The sequence below is a fragment of the Aliiroseovarius salicola genome (assembly GCF_027891095.1).
GTDB lineage: Bacteria > Pseudomonadota > Alphaproteobacteria > Rhodobacterales > Rhodobacteraceae > Aliiroseovarius > Aliiroseovarius salicola.
The window spans coordinates 197,142-213,506 of the sequence record NZ_JAQIIO010000002.1 but is presented as its reverse complement, the minus strand read 5'-3'; the positions used below and the strand labels follow the sequence as shown (position 1 = coordinate 213,506).

17 protein-coding genes and 1 other RNA gene are annotated in these 16,365 nt (G+C 58.2%); 6 read left to right on the top strand and 12 right to left on the bottom strand.

Annotated features, from left to right (window positions below):
- Positions 1-246: 246 nt before the first annotated feature.
- A complete protein-coding gene (locus O2N63_RS04765) occupies positions 247-807 on the bottom strand; it encodes a 5-formyltetrahydrofolate cyclo-ligase (RefSeq protein ID WP_271053090.1) in 561 nt (186 codons plus the stop codon).
- 13 nt (positions 808-820) lie between these two features.
- Positions 821-2,209, bottom strand: a complete 1,389-nt coding sequence (gene mgtE / locus O2N63_RS04760; RefSeq protein WP_271053089.1) for a magnesium transporter — start codon at positions 2,207-2,209, stop codon at positions 821-823.
- 133 nt (positions 2,210-2,342) lie between these two features.
- Here mgtE and guaD point away from each other — a divergent pair, with 133 nt between their 5' ends.
- Entirely contained in the window at positions 2,343-3,626 is a 1,284-nt protein-coding gene (gene guaD / locus O2N63_RS04755; protein ID WP_271053088.1) for a guanine deaminase, read from the top strand.
- Positions 3,627-3,792: 166 nt separating this feature from the next.
- On the opposite strand, the gene O2N63_RS04750 is transcribed toward guaD, so the two are convergent.
- From O2N63_RS04750 to O2N63_RS04740, 3 genes are all read right to left on the bottom strand, one after another.
- On the bottom strand, positions 3,793-5,142 hold the full coding sequence (locus O2N63_RS04750) for an 8-oxoguanine deaminase (protein WP_271053087.1): 1,350 nt from the start codon (positions 5,140-5,142) through the stop codon (positions 3,793-3,795).
- Positions 5,143-5,358: 216 nt separating this feature from the next.
- Entirely contained in the window at positions 5,359-6,177 is an 819-nt protein-coding gene (gene hisN, locus O2N63_RS04745) for a histidinol-phosphatase (RefSeq protein ID WP_271053086.1), read from the bottom strand.
- 87 nt (positions 6,178-6,264) lie between these two features.
- Complete coding sequence (locus O2N63_RS04740; RefSeq protein WP_271053085.1) at positions 6,265-6,633, bottom strand: helix-turn-helix domain-containing protein; 369 nt, start codon at positions 6,631-6,633, stop codon at positions 6,265-6,267.
- Positions 6,634-6,968: 335 nt separating this feature from the next.
- Between O2N63_RS04740 and O2N63_RS04735 the strand changes: the two genes are divergently transcribed.
- Positions 6,969-7,940 (top strand): NADPH:quinone oxidoreductase family protein, encoded by a 972-nt coding sequence (locus O2N63_RS04735; protein ID WP_271053084.1) that lies wholly within the window; start codon positions 6,969-6,971, stop codon positions 7,938-7,940.
- A gap of 104 nt (positions 7,941-8,044) precedes the next feature.
- Entirely contained in the window at positions 8,045-8,896 is an 852-nt protein-coding gene (locus tag O2N63_RS04730; protein ID WP_271053083.1) for a hypothetical protein, read from the top strand.
- A 191-nt stretch (positions 8,897-9,087) separates the two neighbouring features.
- Here the strand turns inward: O2N63_RS04730 and O2N63_RS04725 are convergent, their stop codons facing one another.
- On the bottom strand, positions 9,088-9,942 hold the full coding sequence (locus O2N63_RS04725) for a LysR family transcriptional regulator (RefSeq protein ID WP_271053082.1): 855 nt from the start codon (positions 9,940-9,942) through the stop codon (positions 9,088-9,090).
- A 125-nt stretch (positions 9,943-10,067) separates the two neighbouring features.
- Here O2N63_RS04725 and O2N63_RS04720 point away from each other — a divergent pair, with 125 nt between their 5' ends.
- The 3 genes from O2N63_RS04720 (at position 10,068) to O2N63_RS04710 (ending at position 12,004) form a co-directional block, all read left to right on the top strand.
- Entirely contained in the window at positions 10,068-10,280 is a 213-nt protein-coding gene (locus tag O2N63_RS04720; RefSeq protein WP_271053081.1) for a DUF1127 domain-containing protein, read from the top strand.
- Positions 10,281-10,411: 131 nt separating this feature from the next.
- Positions 10,412-11,185: a Bax inhibitor-1/YccA family protein gene (locus O2N63_RS04715; RefSeq protein ID WP_271053080.1), complete on the top strand. Its 774-nt coding sequence runs from the start codon at positions 10,412-10,414 to the stop codon at positions 11,183-11,185.
- 114 nt (positions 11,186-11,299) lie between these two features.
- Positions 11,300-12,004 carry an SGNH/GDSL hydrolase family protein gene (locus O2N63_RS04710; protein ID WP_271053079.1) on the top strand — a complete coding sequence of 235 codons (705 nt, stop codon included), beginning with the start codon at positions 11,300-11,302 and terminating at the stop codon, positions 12,002-12,004.
- Positions 12,005-12,111: 107 nt separating this feature from the next.
- Here O2N63_RS04710 and rpmG read toward each other — a convergent pair whose 3' ends face one another.
- The 6 genes from rpmG to gatC form a co-directional block, all read right to left on the bottom strand.
- The gene (rpmG, locus tag O2N63_RS04705) at positions 12,112-12,279 is read right to left on the bottom strand and encodes a 50S ribosomal protein L33 (protein ID WP_012179442.1); all 168 of its coding nucleotides are present in this window, start codon (positions 12,277-12,279) and stop codon (positions 12,112-12,114) included.
- A gap of 264 nt (positions 12,280-12,543) precedes the next feature.
- Positions 12,544-12,935: RNase P RNA component class A (gene rnpB, locus O2N63_RS04700), an RNA gene on the bottom strand.
- Between the two features lie 128 nt (positions 12,936-13,063).
- A complete protein-coding gene (locus O2N63_RS04695; RefSeq protein ID WP_271053078.1) occupies positions 13,064-13,723 on the bottom strand; it encodes an N-acetylmuramoyl-L-alanine amidase in 660 nt (219 codons plus the stop codon).
- Position 13,724: 1 nt separating this feature from the next.
- Positions 13,725-14,540, bottom strand: coding sequence for a hypothetical protein (locus O2N63_RS04690; protein WP_271053077.1), 816 nt, complete (start codon positions 14,538-14,540; stop codon positions 13,725-13,727).
- 42 nt (positions 14,541-14,582) lie between these two features.
- Positions 14,583-16,070, bottom strand: coding sequence for an Asp-tRNA(Asn)/Glu-tRNA(Gln) amidotransferase subunit GatA (gene gatA, locus O2N63_RS04685; protein ID WP_271053076.1), 1,488 nt, complete (start codon positions 16,068-16,070; stop codon positions 14,583-14,585).
- Positions 16,070-16,357: an Asp-tRNA(Asn)/Glu-tRNA(Gln) amidotransferase subunit GatC gene (gene gatC / locus O2N63_RS04680; RefSeq protein ID WP_271053075.1), complete on the bottom strand. Its 288-nt coding sequence runs from the start codon at positions 16,355-16,357 to the stop codon at positions 16,070-16,072. The genes gatA and gatC overlap by 1 nt, the downstream gene beginning before the upstream one ends.
- Positions 16,358-16,365 lie beyond the last annotated feature (8 nt).

The window sequence follows — 16,365 nt, the reverse complement described above, 5'->3', positions numbered from 1 at the left end:
GCCGACTTAGGTTGGGGGTGGCCTCGGATTGCGCGCGGCGAAAAAGGGGCGCTGCCCCTCGCGAGACAAGCTCGCTCACCCCGGGATATTTCTGGTCAGAAGAAAAGCGCGGGATTGCCTGCTTCTTCTGACGGAAAATATCCTGGGGGAGCCGAAGGCGGGGGCAAAGCCCCTTCAAGCTCACATCGTGAGCCACCGACAGCGCGCTTGAGCGAAAGCGAAAGCCCCCCCACGCAACCGTCCAAGTCAGAAGCGGATCACGCCTTCGTCGGTGATGATCATATCCAGCGGCTGGTCCGTGGGTTCAAGCGGCAGACCCTGAGCTTCTTGCGCGGCATAGGCATAACCGATCGCCAGTGTCGGTCGTTTGGCGCGCAGCCCTTCCAAGGTCCGATCATAGAACCCACCACCATAGCCCAGGCGACCGCCTTTGCGGTCGAACGCCACCAGCGGAACCACCACCACCTCGGGCTCAAAGAACTCGAGTTGTGCGGGCACTTGCGCCCCAAATGGACCATCGACAAGCTTGCTGTCCGGGCGCCATTTGGCAAACTTCAGCGGCTGGCCTTCGCCCTCGATATAGGGCACGCCAATGGTGGACCATGCGGCCAGAGCGGCCATGGCAGGCAGTGGGTTGATTTCGGTTCTGATCGGCATATAGCCGGCAATCGCCTTGCCTTTATGCTGGGTTAATTCACCAATCAGATGGGCCACGCCCAGCGCAGAACGCGTTTCTGAATGGGCCTCTTTGCGGCGGGCAAAGGCGGCCTTGCGTGCGGCTGCTTTCATCTCGGTCAGGTCGGTCATATCAAGAGTTCCGTTACAGAAGCATCACTGCGGCAAGGCCAAGGAAGGCGAAGAACCCGACCACATCCGTGACCGTGGTCACGAAAGCGCCCGAAGCCAGTGCCGGGTCGATGTCCATCCGCTCCAATGTCACCGGGATCATAACGCCCGCGAGCCCGGCCACCACAAGGTTCACGACCATCGCGATGCCGATGACGACGCCGAGCATCGGCGTGCTGAACCAGATCACCCCGACCACCCCCATGACCACCGCAAAGATCACACCATTGACCAACCCGACGATCGCTTCGCGCCGGATCACCCGCCAGACGTTTCCGGTGGTAAGGTCTTTGGTCGCCAGTGCTCGCACCGCCACGGTGAGAGATTGTGTGCCTGCGTTCCCACCCATCGACGCAACGATTGGCATTAACACCGCAAGCGCCACAAACTGGGCAATCACCGCGTCAAACTGGGCAATCACCAGCGAGGCCAAGATTGAGGTCACCAGGTTCACCGCCAGCCACGGAAAGCGTCGCTTGGTGGTCTCGATCACCTTATCAGTCAACGAGCTTTCCTCGCCCACACCCGCCAGACGCAGAATGTCTTCTTCATGCTCTTCATCAAGGATCCCCATCGCGTCATCGATGGTGATCACGCCGACCAACCGGTCATCGTCGTCGACCACCGGGGCGGAAATCAGGTGATACTGATTGAACGCATAGGCCACTTCACCTTCGTCCTGACGCACGGGAATGGTGCGAAAGCTCTCTTCGATGATCGCGGTCAACGGTGTCGCGCGAAGGCTGCCCATCAGCCGCCCGAGGGTGACATACCCGGTTGGGCGCATTCGCGGATCGACGAGGATCACGTGATAAAACTGTTCGGGAAGGTCGGTCTGGCTGCGCAGAAAATCAATGGTTTGCCCGACATTCCAATGCTGAGGTGCCGCAACCAGTTCACGCTGCATCAGGCGCCCGGCGGATTCTTCGGGATAAGACAGCGACTGTTCAACCACCACCCGGTCGTCATCGTCGAGCGCGTCGAGAACCGCTTCGGCCTGCGGGTCATCAAGGTCCTCGATCAGGTCAACAACGTCGTCGGTTTCCAGCTCGCGCACCGCCTCGGCCAGAACCTCCGGTTCCATCGCCTCGACCACATCTTCACGCAGGCGTTCATCGAGTTCCGAAAGGATCTCACCGTCAAACCCGCTGCCATAAAGGCGCACAAACTCTGTCCGGTCGTCATCGGAGAGCTGTTCCATGAGGTCGGCAATGTCAGCGGGGTGAAGGGGTTCAAGCGCCAGAGCCAGCGCACCTGCATTTCCTGAATCCAAAGCTGCTTTAACCGGTCCAAAAACATCCCGGTCCAGCTCATAGTCGCCTTCCTCGGGCAGCACGTCTTCGGTCACCTGATCGTCCAGCATGTGCAACCCTCCTCAACACTTCGCGTGGACCATAGGACATGGGCCATGGCAAGGGAACCGGACAAAGACATTGCGATGTTAATTTTCGAGGCGTAGGCTCGTGCAGGCAAATTGTTAACATATGGACATTGCAATGGAAATTCTGCTGGGCCAGACCCTGACCTTCACCAATGATCCGTTCAAGACCAGCCCCGACACAGCTGCCACGCATCATGAACGCGGTGCGGTGGTGATCGAAAACGGAAAGATCCTTGCTGTTGGTCCGGCGGCAGACATCGGCGAAGCTTATCCGCAGGCACAGGTCACGGATTATGGCAACGCTCTGATTTCACCGGGCTTTGTCGATACGCATGTGCATTATCCCCAAACCGCAATCATTGCCTCATGGGGCAAACGGCTGATCGACTGGCTTAATTCATACACTTTCCCAGAGGAAAGCCGGTTTGGGGACCGCGCTTATGCCGATAGGGTTGCCAACACCTATTTCGATCTTGTGACCGCGACGGGCACCACCACCACGGTCAGCTATTGCACCATTCACCCGGAAAGCGTGGAGGCCTATTTTACCGCCGCCCAGTCCCGAGGGCTGCGCGTGTTGGGCGGCAAGACATGCATGGATCGCAATGCGCCCGACACCTTGGTGGACAGCGCGCAATCTGCCTATGACGACAGCAAAGCGCTGTTGAAGAAATGGCATGGGGTGGATCGGTTGTCCTATGTGATCACTCCACGATTTGCACCCACGTCAACACCTGAGCAACTGGACGCATTGGGGGCCTTGTGGGGTGAGCATCCCGAACTGATGATGCAGACCCATATCTCGGAACAACATGAAGAGATCGCCTGGGTGCAGGATCTGTTTCCCAAAGCGCGCGACTATCTGGATGTCTATGAGACATTCGGGCTGGCGCGTGACGGGGCGCTGTTTGGTCATGCAATCCACCTGACGGAACGTGAGCGCGACCGGCTGCGCGAGATGGATGCGAGCCTGATTCACTGCCCCACCTCAAACATGTTCATCGGGTCGGGCCTGTTTGACATGGCGGGCCTGATGGAAACCGGCCATCGCATCGGCCTGGCAACAGATACCGGTGGCGGATCAAGCTTTTCGATGCTGCGCACCATGGCCGCCGCCTACGAAGTCGGGCAGTTGTCCGGCACCCCGTTGCATCCAGCCCAGCTCTGGTGGCTCGCGACCGCGGGATCTGCCAATGCCATTCACTTGGGCGACATGATCGGCACTTTGGCTCCGGGGTATGAGGCGGATATCGCGGTGATTGATCTGGCGTCGACCCCCGCGATCGCCCAGCGCGCAGATCGCGCCGAAGATCTGTGGCAAGCCCTGTTCCCCACCATCATGATGGGAGATGACCGGGCGATGATATCTGTCTGGGCAGGCGGGAAGAAGCTCTTCTGAACTGGAAGTGCTCCCGCGCCATTACGCCTTTGCAGGCGACAGGCTTGGGAGTGGCTCACTCTCGTGAGCCTGGTGGGGCGCTGCCCCCGCGCTGCGCGCTCCCCCGAGGTATTTCCCGCAAGAAAAAAAGGCATAAAGAGGGGCAAAATCCTGCCCCTCATCGCGCTCAGGGCTGGGATATCAACTTTTGTGCCAACTGGTTCTGGTGTTCGACGAGACGCGGCAAGTCCACTGTTGTGACCATCCCGTCCCGCACCACCTGCCGCCCTTCCACAAACAGATCGCGAACGCGGCGAGGTCCAGCGAGCAGCAGCGCGGCGGGATCCCAGCTTCCTGCGCTTTCAATGGAGGACAAATCCCAGATCGCAATATCGGCACGTTTGCCCACCGCGATCTGACCGCAGTCATGGCGCCCCAGCACTTCGGCACCACCACGGGTGGCCAGCCGCAAGGCTTCGCGGGCGGACATCTTGTCGGCGCCAAGCGCCACGCGCTGCAGAAGCATCGCCTGTCGCGCCTCATCGACCAGATTGCCTTGATCATTGGACGCCGAGCCGTCCACACCGAGCCCCACCCTAACACCCGCGTCGACCATCTGGCGCACCGGTGCGATGCCGGAGCCGAGCCGACAGTTGGAACAGGGACAATGGGCAACTCCGGTGGAGGTGGTTGAAAAGAGGTCGATTTCCTGCCCGTCCAGCTTCACGCAATGGGCGTGCCAGACGTCATCCCCCACCCAGCCAAGTTCTTCGGCATATTGACCGGGTCGACAGCCGAACTGGGCTTCGGAATAAGCAATGTCTTCGTCGTTTTCCGCAAGATGGGTATGCAGCATGACCCCTTTGTCACGAGCGAGAATTGCGGCTTCGCGCATCAGGTCACGCGACACCGAAAATGGGGAACAGGGGGCGACGCCAACCCGCACCATCGCCCCGTCCGACGGATCATGAAATCCGTCAATCACCCGGATGCAATCGTTCAGAATGTCCTCTTCCCGTTCCACCAGATGATCAGGCGGCAGCCCTCCGTCACTTTCACCGATCGACATCGCACCACGTGTGGGATGGAAGCGCAGCCCCACCTCGTGTGCGCCGTCGATTGTGTCTTCGAGCCGCGCCCCGTTGGGGTAGAGATAGAGGTGGTCGGACGACAATGTGCAGCCGGACAGCGCCAGTTCCACCAATCCGACCATCGCACTTATGCGCATTTCCTCGGGACCAAAGCGGGACCAGATGGGGTAAAGCGTCTGCAACCAGCCAAACAGGAGCGCATCCTGCCCACCCGGCACTGCGCGGGTGAGGCTTTGGTACAGGTGGTGGTGGGTGTTCACGAAACCGGGTGTGACCAGGGCGTTATCAGCGCGGATCACCTCGCCTTCAGATGCGAGGTGATGACCGATTTCAGTTATCACCCCGTCCTTGATGCGAAGGTCCGCACCGGTGAGTTCACGCCCACAGGGCCCTTCGGCATCATCCATGGTCAGGACGGATTGCGCATTTGTGATGAGATATTCCATGTTGCCTCCTATCCGCCCATTTCGGTGAGACAACATGACGGATCGCCAGAAAGGGCAAAGGACACGATCCGCGCCGGGACTGTGCCATAGGCGCGCCGGTTGACGCAAGGATCGAAGTGGTAGGGGCGCTGCCCCTCGCCTCTGCGAGGCTCACCCAGAGGTATTTCCAGCAAGAAAATAACGGTGGCGGCGCAGATTGGGGCCGTTGCGCGGGGATCAGGCTTTGGAGAGAGTGGCGAGTGCTGCGGCGTGGATCTCAGCATTGGCGGCGGCAATCACGCGTCCGCCTTGATGAGCTGGTCCGCCTTGCCAATCCGTCACAATGCCACCGGCAGCCTGCACAACAGCCATTGGACCTTGGATGTCATAGGCCTGAAGTCCGGCTTCCACCACCAGATCGACCTGACCGGCAGCAACCAGTGCGTAGGCGTAGCAATCCATACCATAGCGCGTCAGGCGGGTTTGTGCAGCGAGAGAATGGAAGGCAGTGCGCTCTACGTCATCCCCGACTTCCGGGAAGGTGGTGAGGATTGTCGCTTGTGACAATGGGCGAGGAGCGCGGGCCTTGAGGGCGCGGCGCCCCATAGGGCCATCGACCCATGCAGCACCAAATCCCCCGAGAAAGCGTTCCTTGATATAGGGTTGGTCAATGATGCCAAGATGCGGGCCATGTTCATCGCCAACCGCAATCAGCACGCCCCAGGTGGGGGTGCCGGAGAGAAACCCGCGGGTGCCATCAATGGGATCAAGCACCCAGGTCAGGCCCGACGTCCCTTCGTGTCGTCCATATTCCTCGCCGAGAATGCTATCTTGCGGGCGACGCTCTGCGAGAACCGCGCGCATTGCGCGTTCTGCGGCGCGGTCGCCTTCGGTCACGGGGTCGAAACCTGCGTCCAGTTTGTTGTCCGCATCCAATCCGTCTGCCCTAAAATAGGGCAAAACGGCCTCGCGCGCCGCATCGGCCAAAGCCTCTGCAACGGCGATCAGGTCTTGTTGGCTCTGCGTATCCATCCCGGCCTCATCTGCGAAAAGCATATCCGCTTTCCTGTTGCGATAGTGGGCCGGGATCACTTCGTCAAGCTGTCCGGTTGCTGTCTGGCCGAACCGATCAGAATAGACTGATCAGGCGGCATCCGACAGAACGCGTGCCAGTTCAAACAGGCGGCGGCGTTGGTTTTCCGGAATGGCGTAGTAGCTGCGTATCAGTTCCAATGCTTCCTTGTCAGCAAGGATATCACTGGGCAGGCTTTGTTCATCTTCACCGGCGGCACCAGTTTCCAACCCTTCGAAATAAAATCCGATCGGGACCGACAACGCGGTAGAGATGTCCCAGAGGCGAGATGCAGAAACCCGGTTCATTCCGGTTTCATACTTCTGGATCTGCTGAAACTTGATACCAACTTTTTCTGCCAGCTGCTGCTGTGTCATTCCGACCATCCAACGACGATGGCGGATACGCTTACCAACATGTACATCCACGGGATGTTTCATGAGCGTGCTCCTCGTTACTTAAGATTGCGTATGCTTTAAAAACCACGACAAACCCCACAACCACAACCTGTCTTTTTGGCCATACTGCACAACTCATAGACTTATTTTGAAACTAATTGAATGGGATGAATCCGTATAAATAATGGGATTCATGTAAGGAAACCTCGAATCCAAAACACAACCCTTCCGAGCTTTGCATTATGCAAAACACCAAAAAAGTAACCCCGTTTTCTTTGTTGAGAGAAAATGACGTGGGGATTTTGCCCGTTGCGCTCGCTTCTTTCTCGCACCCGCAGCATGGATCGTCTAAATTATTCCGAAAAGGAGGGGCCATCATGCGCGCAGTTCAGATTACGGATCATTCAGGCTCTCCTGTGTTAAGGCAGATGCCCGCGCCTGCTTTGCCCGATGCAGATCAGGTGCTTATTGAGATCAAGGCCTGCGGGTTGAATTTTGCCGACCTGTTGATGTCAAAAGGGAAATATCAGGAGCGGCCCGCATTGCCGACCATTTTAGGCATGGAGCCAGCAGGCATCGTGCGTCAGGTAGGGGCCCATGTTGACACCCTGCAACAAAATGATCGGGTTGCGGTTTTTTCCGGTTGTGGTGGCTTGGCCGAACAAGGGGTGTTCCCCGCAAGCCGCTGTGTGCCTCTGCCCGCGAATATGAGCTTTGAAGACGCCGCCGCCTTTCAGATTGCTTATGGCACCAGCCATGTTGCACTTGATTACAAAGCCAGGTTGCAAGCCGGTGAAACATTGCTGGTGCTGGGGGCCGCCGGAGGTGTTGGGCTGACCGCGGTTGAGATCGGCAAGCTGATGGGGGCAACTGTGATTGCCTGTGCCCGCGGGGCAGACAAGCTTGAGATCTGCAAACAGGCCGGGGCTGATCATGTGATCGACAGTGAAACGCAGGACATCCGAGCGATTGTCAAAGAGCTGGGTGGGGCGGACGTTGTCTATGATGCAGTCGGGGGTGCGCAGGGCGAAGCGGCGTTCCGTGCGATGAACCCGGATGGGCGGTTCCTCTATATCGGATTTGCGTCCGGTGACATGCCGAATCTGAAACCCAATCACATGCTGGTCAAGAACATCACCGCAATCGGAATCTACTGGGGTGGCTACCTGAAATTTGCACCGGACGTGGTCACGGACAGCCTGCGGCAGTTGTTCAAATGGTATGAGGAAGGCAAGCTCTCCCCGCATGTCAGCCAGACATTCCCACTGGAACAGGCTCTGGTGGCGCTGGAGCTGTTGCGCGCGCGCAAGTCCACCGGGAAGGTTGTGGTCACGATGGGGGATGGGTGAAGGGCGCAAGCGATTGCCTTGGTTCTGCACCCATTTTGACACAACCTATCCATCATTCCTTGCAACCATTCAGGCAGACATAGATTCAAGCTTGGCAGCAACACATGATGAACCTAATAGCCAAATTCTTTCCCAAAAGCCGCAAGCGCGAATTTCTGAACAAACACACCGACAGCATCGACCTTATTCGTACCTTAGAACAAATTTCGAACGACCCCGGCCACATCGACTATGCCCTCTCTCGACTGGATGCCCTTTTGGTGTCCAAGCCAGAGAGAATTGAGGCGTTTCTCATAAGCTACACCGAGCAAATTGAGCGAGAGCAGACAGAAAAGTTCATCCTCCGAGACAAGGGCTGGTCTGTTCAATCCGCCCGCAGCCTCATTAATGCGACATACAGTACAAAACTATGCCGATACAGTTTCTATCGCGAAAATGGCGGTCTGTATGGGTCGTCCTACGCGCAAAGTTTAGGCAATCTCGAAGGGTTTCGCGGAAGTGTCACTTTGTACGGCGAAGCTGAATATGTGAACATAATTGAATTTAAAAGCTCTCACTACGAATTCAGCGGCAGCGATGCCGCCCACAAGGACTATCGAGAATGTTGCATTGCGGATTTCAAAGGCGCAGCAAGCCTATTGCTGTCCGATTTCACTGCGTCACATCTTTGGAGTGAGGCCAACACAATGCTCGGGACGCTGATCGACAATGGTGTGGGGGTGTTTCCAAGCCCACCGGGCAACGGGCATCTCTCCTCTTCGCATCTCACCGATACCGGATATCACGTATCCATATTGATCCGCATGGGCGATGACTGGTCCGATCGCACGGCCGGGAACCTGACCTTATTGATCCGTGCTCCAAACTGGGGTTCTGATACCAATAATTTCAGGCCTCAAACAAATCCGCATCAGATCGTCACGGACTTCAATGATCCGAACATGAAACACGATTAACGTCTCGCGCTTCAACAGCTATTGGGGAATGGCTAATGAGGGCGCGGTGCCGCAGTCAGTTCAGAAGAAGCGAGCATCGCGCCCTTACGCCTTCATAATTGGGCCAGTGTTTTATAATTGGGCCAGTGTTTTCGGCGCACCATAAAACCCGGAGCGCTGCGCGCCCCAGGCCAACACTTTGCAATGCCCCCTCACAAATCCAGAAACGCATTGCGGATCAGCGTCAACAGATCCGCCGATGCCTCATCCTTGGTGCTTTCTGCGGCATACATATTCACATTGGTGGTCTTGAGTTCAGGCAACGCACCACCATGATCGATCACCACCAATTGGCGCGACACGGTGCCATCGACGACGGCATGCACAGCAAGGTCCGCAGAAAGCGACGCTTCGATGGTGCGCGTCGAATCGCTTTCCACCGCCATCTCCCAGGCAATGCCCATATCGTCCAGCGCCTTCTGCGCGCCCGTACGGAAGATACAGCCATGCTCAAACGCCAACCGAAGTGGGCGCATTTTCCACGCAACACCATCTGGCGCGCCCACCCAGACCAAAGGCAGGCTGGTCAGGATCTCGCCTCCGCCATCCACCATATCCTCTGTTGTCAGGATGATGTCACATTCCCCGCGGCCGAACATCGCTTTCAACCGGCTTGTGTACGACGAGATCAACTGGACCTTCATACGCGGGTATTCTGCATGAAAGGTTTTCAGAACTTTGGGAATCGCTGGATAAACCACGTCAGCCGGCACGCCCAAAACGATCTCACCCTCATAGGCGTGATCTGTCAGGCGCGAATACACCTCGTCATTTAGATTGAGCATCCGACGTGCATATCCCAGCAGTTGTTCGCCATCCGCCGTAAGCGCAACGCCGCGACCCGAGCGATCCAGCAGCGCGCGCCCCAGGCTTTCCTCAAGCCGCTTGAGCTGCATCGAAACCGCAGACTGCGTGAGATTGAGCAACCCCGCCGCCCGCGTCACACCCCCCGAATCCGCAACAGTGGCAAAGCTGCGCAACGCGGTCAGGTCCAGATTTCTTGGCATATCACAATCCTTGATGATTCGATGCATAAACATTCATTTTGATAATCGCTCAACATGAGTCATAACGATCAAGAAATGTGATGCTAACGGGTCAAATGATCCGTTTCAAGAAAGGAGTAGAGAAGATGACCGCGATAACTTGCACCAACACCCCCACCCAGAAACGTGCCTTCTCGCCGTTTGCCTGGATTTCCTACGCGTTTCAGATCCAACGTGAACGCAAAGCGCTGGCCGAAATGAACGATGTACGCCTGAATGATATTGGTGTGACTCCGGCTCAGGCACACCAGGAATCGCGAAAGCCAATCTGGGATGTTCCGTCACACTGGGTTTGCTAAAGCAACTTTGACGGTAATTAACAGGGTAAAGCCCTGCCAATCCCCTTGAAAAACCAACCGCTCTTGCCGATATTACGGTCAAGGGCGGTTTCTGTTTGGGGCTGCCGACTTGTGATTTGTTGGAGGCAAATATGGCTGAATTTGACACGATCCGCGCTGGCGTAGGTACGCGCGCTGCGATCGATGAGGGGCTGCGCGCCCATATGAACAAGGTGTATGGCACCATGTCGGTGGGTCTGTTGATCACCGCATTGGCCAGCTGGGCCATTGCTGGTCTGGCCGTTACCACCGACCCAACCGGCGCGACCGCCGCAATCCGCGAAGGTCAATATCTTACCGGTCTGGGCACCGCACTTTACGCCTCACCGCTGAAATGGGTGATCATGTTTGCCCCGCTGGCCATGGTTTTTGCCTTTGGCGCCGCAATCAACCGCCTGTCGGCAGCTGGCGCACAGCTGTTCTTCTATGCGTTTGCGGTTCTGATGGGCCTGTCGATCAGCTCGATCTTCCTGGTCTTCACCGGCATCTCGATTGTGCAAACCTTCCTGATCACGTCCGTCGCCTTTGCCGGTCTAAGCCTTTATGGCTACACCACCAAGCGTGACCTGGGGCCGCTGGGTGCCTTCCTGATCATGGGTCTGATCGGCATTATCATCGCCTCAATCGTCAACATCTTCCTCGGCTCGCCGATGCTGCATTTTGTGGTGTCCGTGCTGGGTGTGCTGATCTTTGCTGGCCTGACCGCCTATGACACGCAGAAAATCAAGACCGACTATATTGCCCATGCACATGCAATGGACAGCGAATGGCTGGCGAAATCGGCCATCATGGGGGCGCTGAACCTCTATCTCGATTTCATCAACCTGTTCATGTTCCTGCTGCAATTCCTGGGCAACCGCGAATGATTGAACGGATTGATCTGAGTGGATCAATATGAAACGGGGGCCGGTCACCGCGACCGGCCCTTTTTTTGTCACTGCCGGAACCTGACCCGGCGCATGTGAGAATAGGGTACCTCGGTGCAGAAGTATTTCGAAACCATTGCCAAGCTGCTGCTCAGCCCCCTGCTGACGGCACAGGCGCTGCGCGTGCGCAAAACCGCACGGATCCTGCCAGAGCCACCCGGCCATCGGTCTGGCGTTTATGGCCGAGGCCCCGCACTGAACCTTCTTCTCACGGGGGATAGCTCTGCTGCCGGGGTGGGTGCGCCACACCAAAACGAAGCCCTGTCCGGACAACTGGCTCAGGCGCTTGGCAGTTCTTACACCGTACACTGGCACCTGATCGCCCGCACCGGCAGCACCACACGCGACACCCTGCCCCTGCTGAAGTCCCAAACACCGGAATATGTGGATGTGGCGCTGGTGGTGCTGGGGGTAAATGACATCACCACCCAGATCCCCCTGAAACGCCTGCTGAGACTACGCGAAGAGCTGTATCGCCACCTGCGCGAGGATTGGGGGGTAAAACGGGTGATCGTTGCCGGGATCCCGCCGCTGGGCAACTTCCCCCTGTTGCCACAACCGTTGCGCTGGTTTCTCGGTGTTCAGGCACGACGCTTTGACCGGGCCTTGGCCCAGCAAGCCCTCAAACTGGGGGTGGATTACATGCCCTTCGATGTTCCGATGACACCGGAAATGTGGGCCGAGGACGGGTTTCACCCCGGCCCGAACACCTATCAGGTGATGGGAGCGCGCGTAGCCCAGCAGATCCTGCACCGCTGAACAGCGCCCACCTCTCCGACGCCCGGCATCCTACCCAAAACGCAAGAAAGCCGCCCCAACGGGACGGCCCTTTTTCGCCATTTCTGACGCGCAAAGCTCACAAGATCTTACTTGATCTTGCCTTCTTTGTATTCCACGTGCTTGCGAGCAACGGGGTCATATTTGCGCACAACCATTTTCTCGGTCATGGTGCGTGCGTTTTTCTTGGTCACATAGAAGTGGCCGGTATCCGCAGTCGAGTTCAGGCGGATCTTGATTGTGGTCGGCTTCGCCATATCACTAACTCCTCATCGGGCACGGGCGGGTGCCCGGGTATATCTCTGGAACCCGCCTTTTAGCGCCCCCAGCCCCCGAGTCAACCGCAAAGCCCGGAAATCTCATGCTTCTCCCTTCTTTTTCTGGTCAGAAATATCCCGGGGGAGGCTGAAAGCCTGGGGCAGAGCCCCAACAGGCTCACGAGGTGAGCCACACCCAAGGGCATTGACCGAAGGGAATGCGCCCGCGGGAGCATCCGTTCGCTACAGGGAATCATAGGAAATAAACGCGGATGGCCTGTAAGCCGGATTCTGTCCGAGCCCGAAAGCTCTGGATGACCATTCCTCTAGGCGGCCTGTTGCCAGGACGCTCAAGCTGCCAACCCGAATCTGCAAGGGCCAAGGCAGCCCCGGAACTTGCGTTCCTTGCGATCCCTATTTGGCATTGCTCCCGGTGGGGCTTGCCGTGCCGCCGCTGTTGCCAGAAGCGCGGTGGGCTCTTACCCCACCGTTTCACCGTGACCCCGATATACAGGGCCGTCTCATCTCTGTGGCGCTTTCCCTGGGGTTGCCCCCGCCGGGCGTTACCCGGCACCGTTGCCTTATGGAGTCCGGACTTTCCTCGCGTCACGATGAAGCAAGCTCCACCAGTCACCCGCGGTCATCCGGCCATCCGCGTGGGGAGGACATAGGAACGCACGAGCGTGACGTCAAGCATGAAGGGTAGAGGGGCGCTGCCCCTCGCGGTTTCACCGCTCACCCCGAGGTATTTTTCGCAAGAAAAAAGTTGAAGCAGTTCATCCGCTCAAACCGTGAGGGCTGAAATATCATCGGGGGACAGTGGTCCGGTCGCCCAGGGGCGGTGGCGCAGACGCACAGTGGCAAGCAGCGTCGCATCATCGGTTTCAGAGGTATAGCCAGCGGCACGCGCCCGCGCGCGGAATGCCTCAACCGTACAGACTTGCGGGGCGGAGCCATGACCAGAGGGGGCCGCAAGAGCCATGTGCGCCAGACGCATCCAGTCAAAGCGCGGGCCTGGGTCCACCTTGCGGCCCGGTGCCATGTCACTGTGGCCAATCACGCGCTCAGGCGGGATGTTCCAACGGATCATGATCCCGGACATGAGCGCCTCAAGCGCGGCCATTTGCGGTTCAGGGAAGGGGCTGGTGCCATCATTGTCGAGTTCGATGCCAATGGATCGCGAATTGATATCCTGCTGCCCGGCCCACTCCCCTGCCCCGGCATGCCAGGCGCGCATGTCCTCATCAACCAGTTGATAAATGGTCCCGGTGCGACAAATCAGGTAATGGGCAGAGACTTCGAACTCAGACGTGCACAACCGTTCCAATGCGGCCTCCGCACTGTCCATTGCCGTATAGTGCAATACGATCAGAGAAGGACACAGCCCCTCACGACGCAGTCCGAAATTCGGAGATGGTCGTTGCAGGATGTGAAGGGTGCTCACGTCACTCGGTCGAGATATTCAGCGTTTCGCCCGGCAGAGGAGCCACCGGCATGATGGGCAGCGGTGCTTGCGTGCCATCTGCTCCGGTCAGCGGCTTGCTAGAACTGGTCTGGGTCTGGGGTGCTCCGGTGATGCCGGCGGCGGCCAGATCCGAAGCGTTAACCGCCCCGCTGGAGGTAGCAGGAGCAGGAGCCGGGGTCGCTTGCACCTTTCTGAACGATGCAGGGCTCCAGCCACAGGCAAATCCATCACCATCCGGGTCAATGCCATAGCGGTCACGCTTTGGCCCACCGGACGCAAGAAAAGCGCGTTGTGCAATATCGGGTGATCCATAACTGGCACAATTCCGGTCATAGCGATTTTTACCGCCAAGGCTAAACCGCTTGTATTGCGCCTCTCCCACATTGTTTGTGGTCGACAATGCGTAATCAACAATCGAGATCGCCTGTCCGCGTGGGCGCTGCGGAAGCTCGGTCGGCTGAATCTGCTGGTATTGCGCTTGGTTCGCGGCGCGGCGGGCGGCATCGCTTTCGATGGTTTCTCGGGCAGAGACTGCCTGGAAATTCTGCTCGTCGGAGATCGCACCAGTGCTTGATGCGATCGCCGTCGTTTGACCCTGCGTCGTGGACGTCGGGGTGGCACCGCCAAGAGGCTGCGAGGAGACTGAGCTGCCCTCGATCATTGCCGAAAGCGGTGCGCCGGTGGGGGTCGTCTGGTTCGGAAGATGCGCTGCACTGTCCGGGATCCGTGTGTCGACACAGGCGGTCAGCCCCGCCATGGAAACAACGGCAAATGCCGGTACGATCAGACTGCGCATCTCTTTTCCTTCCTTCAGATCATCCTTTTGGATCCGCTGGGTTTACCACCATTTATTGGGCTTCGCCACAAAACCGGCGCGGGCCTCGACCTCATGGGCGATATTCAGCAGATCACCCTCTTCCCATGGGCGTCCGATCAACTGCAAACCCAGCGGCAAGCCCTGCGCATCAAGACCGGCTGGGATTGCGATGCCGGGAAGACCGGCGAGGTTCACAGTCACGGTAAAGACGTCATTGAGATACATCTTGACCGGATCGGCATTCTTCATCTCGCCCAAACCAAAAGCAGCCGATGGGGTGGCCGGGGTCAGGATCGCATCCACACCTTGCGCAAACACGTCGTCAAAGTCTTTCTTGATCAGCGTGCGCACCCGACGGGCGCGGTTGTAATAGGCGTCATAGAAACCGGCTGACAGCACGTAGGTGCCCACCATCACACGGCGCTGCACCTCGGATCCGAAGCCTTCGGCGCGGGTCTTTTCATACATGTCATTGATGCCATCACCCGCTTCCAGCGTGGCGCGGTGGCCGTATTTCACACCATCGTAGCGGGCAAGATTCGATGAGGCTTCTGCCGGTGCAATCACATAATATGCTGGCAGCGCGTATTTGGTATGCGGCAGCGAGATATCGACAATCTCGGCGCCCGCGTCGCGCAGCATGTCCGCGCCTTTGGCCCAGAGCGCTTCGATTTCGTCCGGCATACCGTCCATACGGTATTCTTTCGGAATACCGATTTTCTTGCCCTTGATGTCGCCGGTCAACATCGCTTCGAAATTCGGCACGGCCAGATCGGCAGAGGTGCTGTCTTTGGCGTCATGGCCACACATGGCCTCAAGCATGATCGCGGCATCGCGCACCGATTTGGTCATCGGACCGGCCTGATCCAGCGAGGAGGCAAAGGCCACCACACCCCAGCGCGAGCAGCGACCGTAGGTGGGTTTGATGCCGGTGATGCCGGTGAAGGCGGCGGGCTGGCGGATCGAGCCGCCGGTGTCGGTGCCGGTTGCACCAAGGCAGAGATCAGCAGCCACAGCGGAAGCAGACCCCCCGGATGATCCACCCGGAGTAAGAGCGGTATCTTCATTGCCGCGACGCCACGGGTTCACGGCATTGCCATAGCACGAGGTCTCATTCGACGAGCCCATGGCGAACTCATCCATGTTGAGCTTGCCCAGCATGATCGTGCCATTGTCCAGCAGGTTCTGGCTGACGGTCGATTCGTATTCCGGGGTGAACCCTTCGAGGATGCGCGACGCCGCCTGCGAGGGTACGCCCTTGGTGCAGAAGAGATCCTTGATGCCCAGCGGAATACCGCACATGTCCGGCGCGTCGCCTGCCTGAATGCGTGCATCTGCGGCTTTGGCCTGCTCGCGCGCCAGATCAGGCGTATTGTGTACAAAAGCACCCAGCGCATCGGCGCCTTCGATGGCGTCAAGGCACGCATCGGTCAGCTCTGCCGAGGTCAGATCGCCCTTGCGCATGGCGTCACGGGCGTCGGCAATGGTCAATTTGTTCAGTTCAGTCATCACTCAACCACCTTCGGAACAGCAAAAAACCCTTCGCGGGCATCGGGGGCGTTGGACAGGATCCTCTCGGGCATGTCGCCTTCGGTCACGACGTCCTCGCGGCGTTTCAGGCGCTGCGGGGTGACCGAGGTCATGGGTTCAACACCCTCAACATCCACCTCGTTGAGCTGTTCGATAAAGCCAAGGATGGCGTTGAAGTTTTCAGCCAGTTCCGGCAGGCGGTCTTCTTCCACCCGGATCCGGGCGAGATGCGCAACCTTGCGCGCGGTTTCGATGTCGATCGACATGGGGGGCC

Coding starts and splice junctions, on each gene's coding strand:
- mgtE (WP_271053089.1), bottom strand. CDS start 2,209: ATGCTGGACGATCAGGTGACCGAAGACGTGCTGCCCGAGGAAGGCGAC.
- hisN (WP_271053086.1), bottom strand. CDS start 6,177: ATGCTTTTCGCAGATGAGGCCGGGATGGATACGCAGAGCCAACAAGAC.
- O2N63_RS04750 (WP_271053087.1), bottom strand. CDS start 5,142: ATGGAATATCTCATCACAAATGCGCAATCCGTCCTGACCATGGATGAT.
- O2N63_RS04740 (WP_271053085.1), bottom strand. CDS start 6,633: ATGAAACATCCCGTGGATGTACATGTTGGTAAGCGTATCCGCCATCGT.
- O2N63_RS04730 (WP_271053083.1), top strand. CDS start 8,045: ATGATGAACCTAATAGCCAAATTCTTTCCCAAAAGCCGCAAGCGCGAA.
- guaD (WP_271053088.1), top strand. CDS start 2,343: ATGGAAATTCTGCTGGGCCAGACCCTGACCTTCACCAATGATCCGTTC.
- O2N63_RS04720 (WP_271053081.1), top strand. CDS start 10,068: ATGACCGCGATAACTTGCACCAACACCCCCACCCAGAAACGTGCCTTC.
- O2N63_RS04735 (WP_271053084.1), top strand. CDS start 6,969: ATGCGCGCAGTTCAGATTACGGATCATTCAGGCTCTCCTGTGTTAAGG.
- gatC (WP_271053075.1), bottom strand. CDS start 16,357: ATGTCGATCGACATCGAAACCGCGCGCAAGGTTGCGCATCTCGCCCGG.
- O2N63_RS04690 (WP_271053077.1), bottom strand. CDS start 14,540: ATGCGCAGTCTGATCGTACCGGCATTTGCCGTTGTTTCCATGGCGGGG.
- O2N63_RS04765 (WP_271053090.1), bottom strand. CDS start 807: ATGACCGACCTGACCGAGATGAAAGCAGCCGCACGCAAGGCCGCCTTT.
- rpmG (WP_012179442.1), bottom strand. CDS start 12,279: ATGGCGAAGCCGACCACAATCAAGATCCGCCTGAACTCGACTGCGGAT.
- O2N63_RS04725 (WP_271053082.1), bottom strand. CDS start 9,942: ATGCCAAGAAATCTGGACCTGACCGCGTTGCGCAGCTTTGCCACTGTT.
- O2N63_RS04715 (WP_271053080.1), top strand. CDS start 10,412: ATGGCTGAATTTGACACGATCCGCGCTGGCGTAGGTACGCGCGCTGCG.
- gatA (WP_271053076.1), bottom strand. CDS start 16,070: ATGACTGAACTGAACAAATTGACCATTGCCGACGCCCGTGACGCCATG.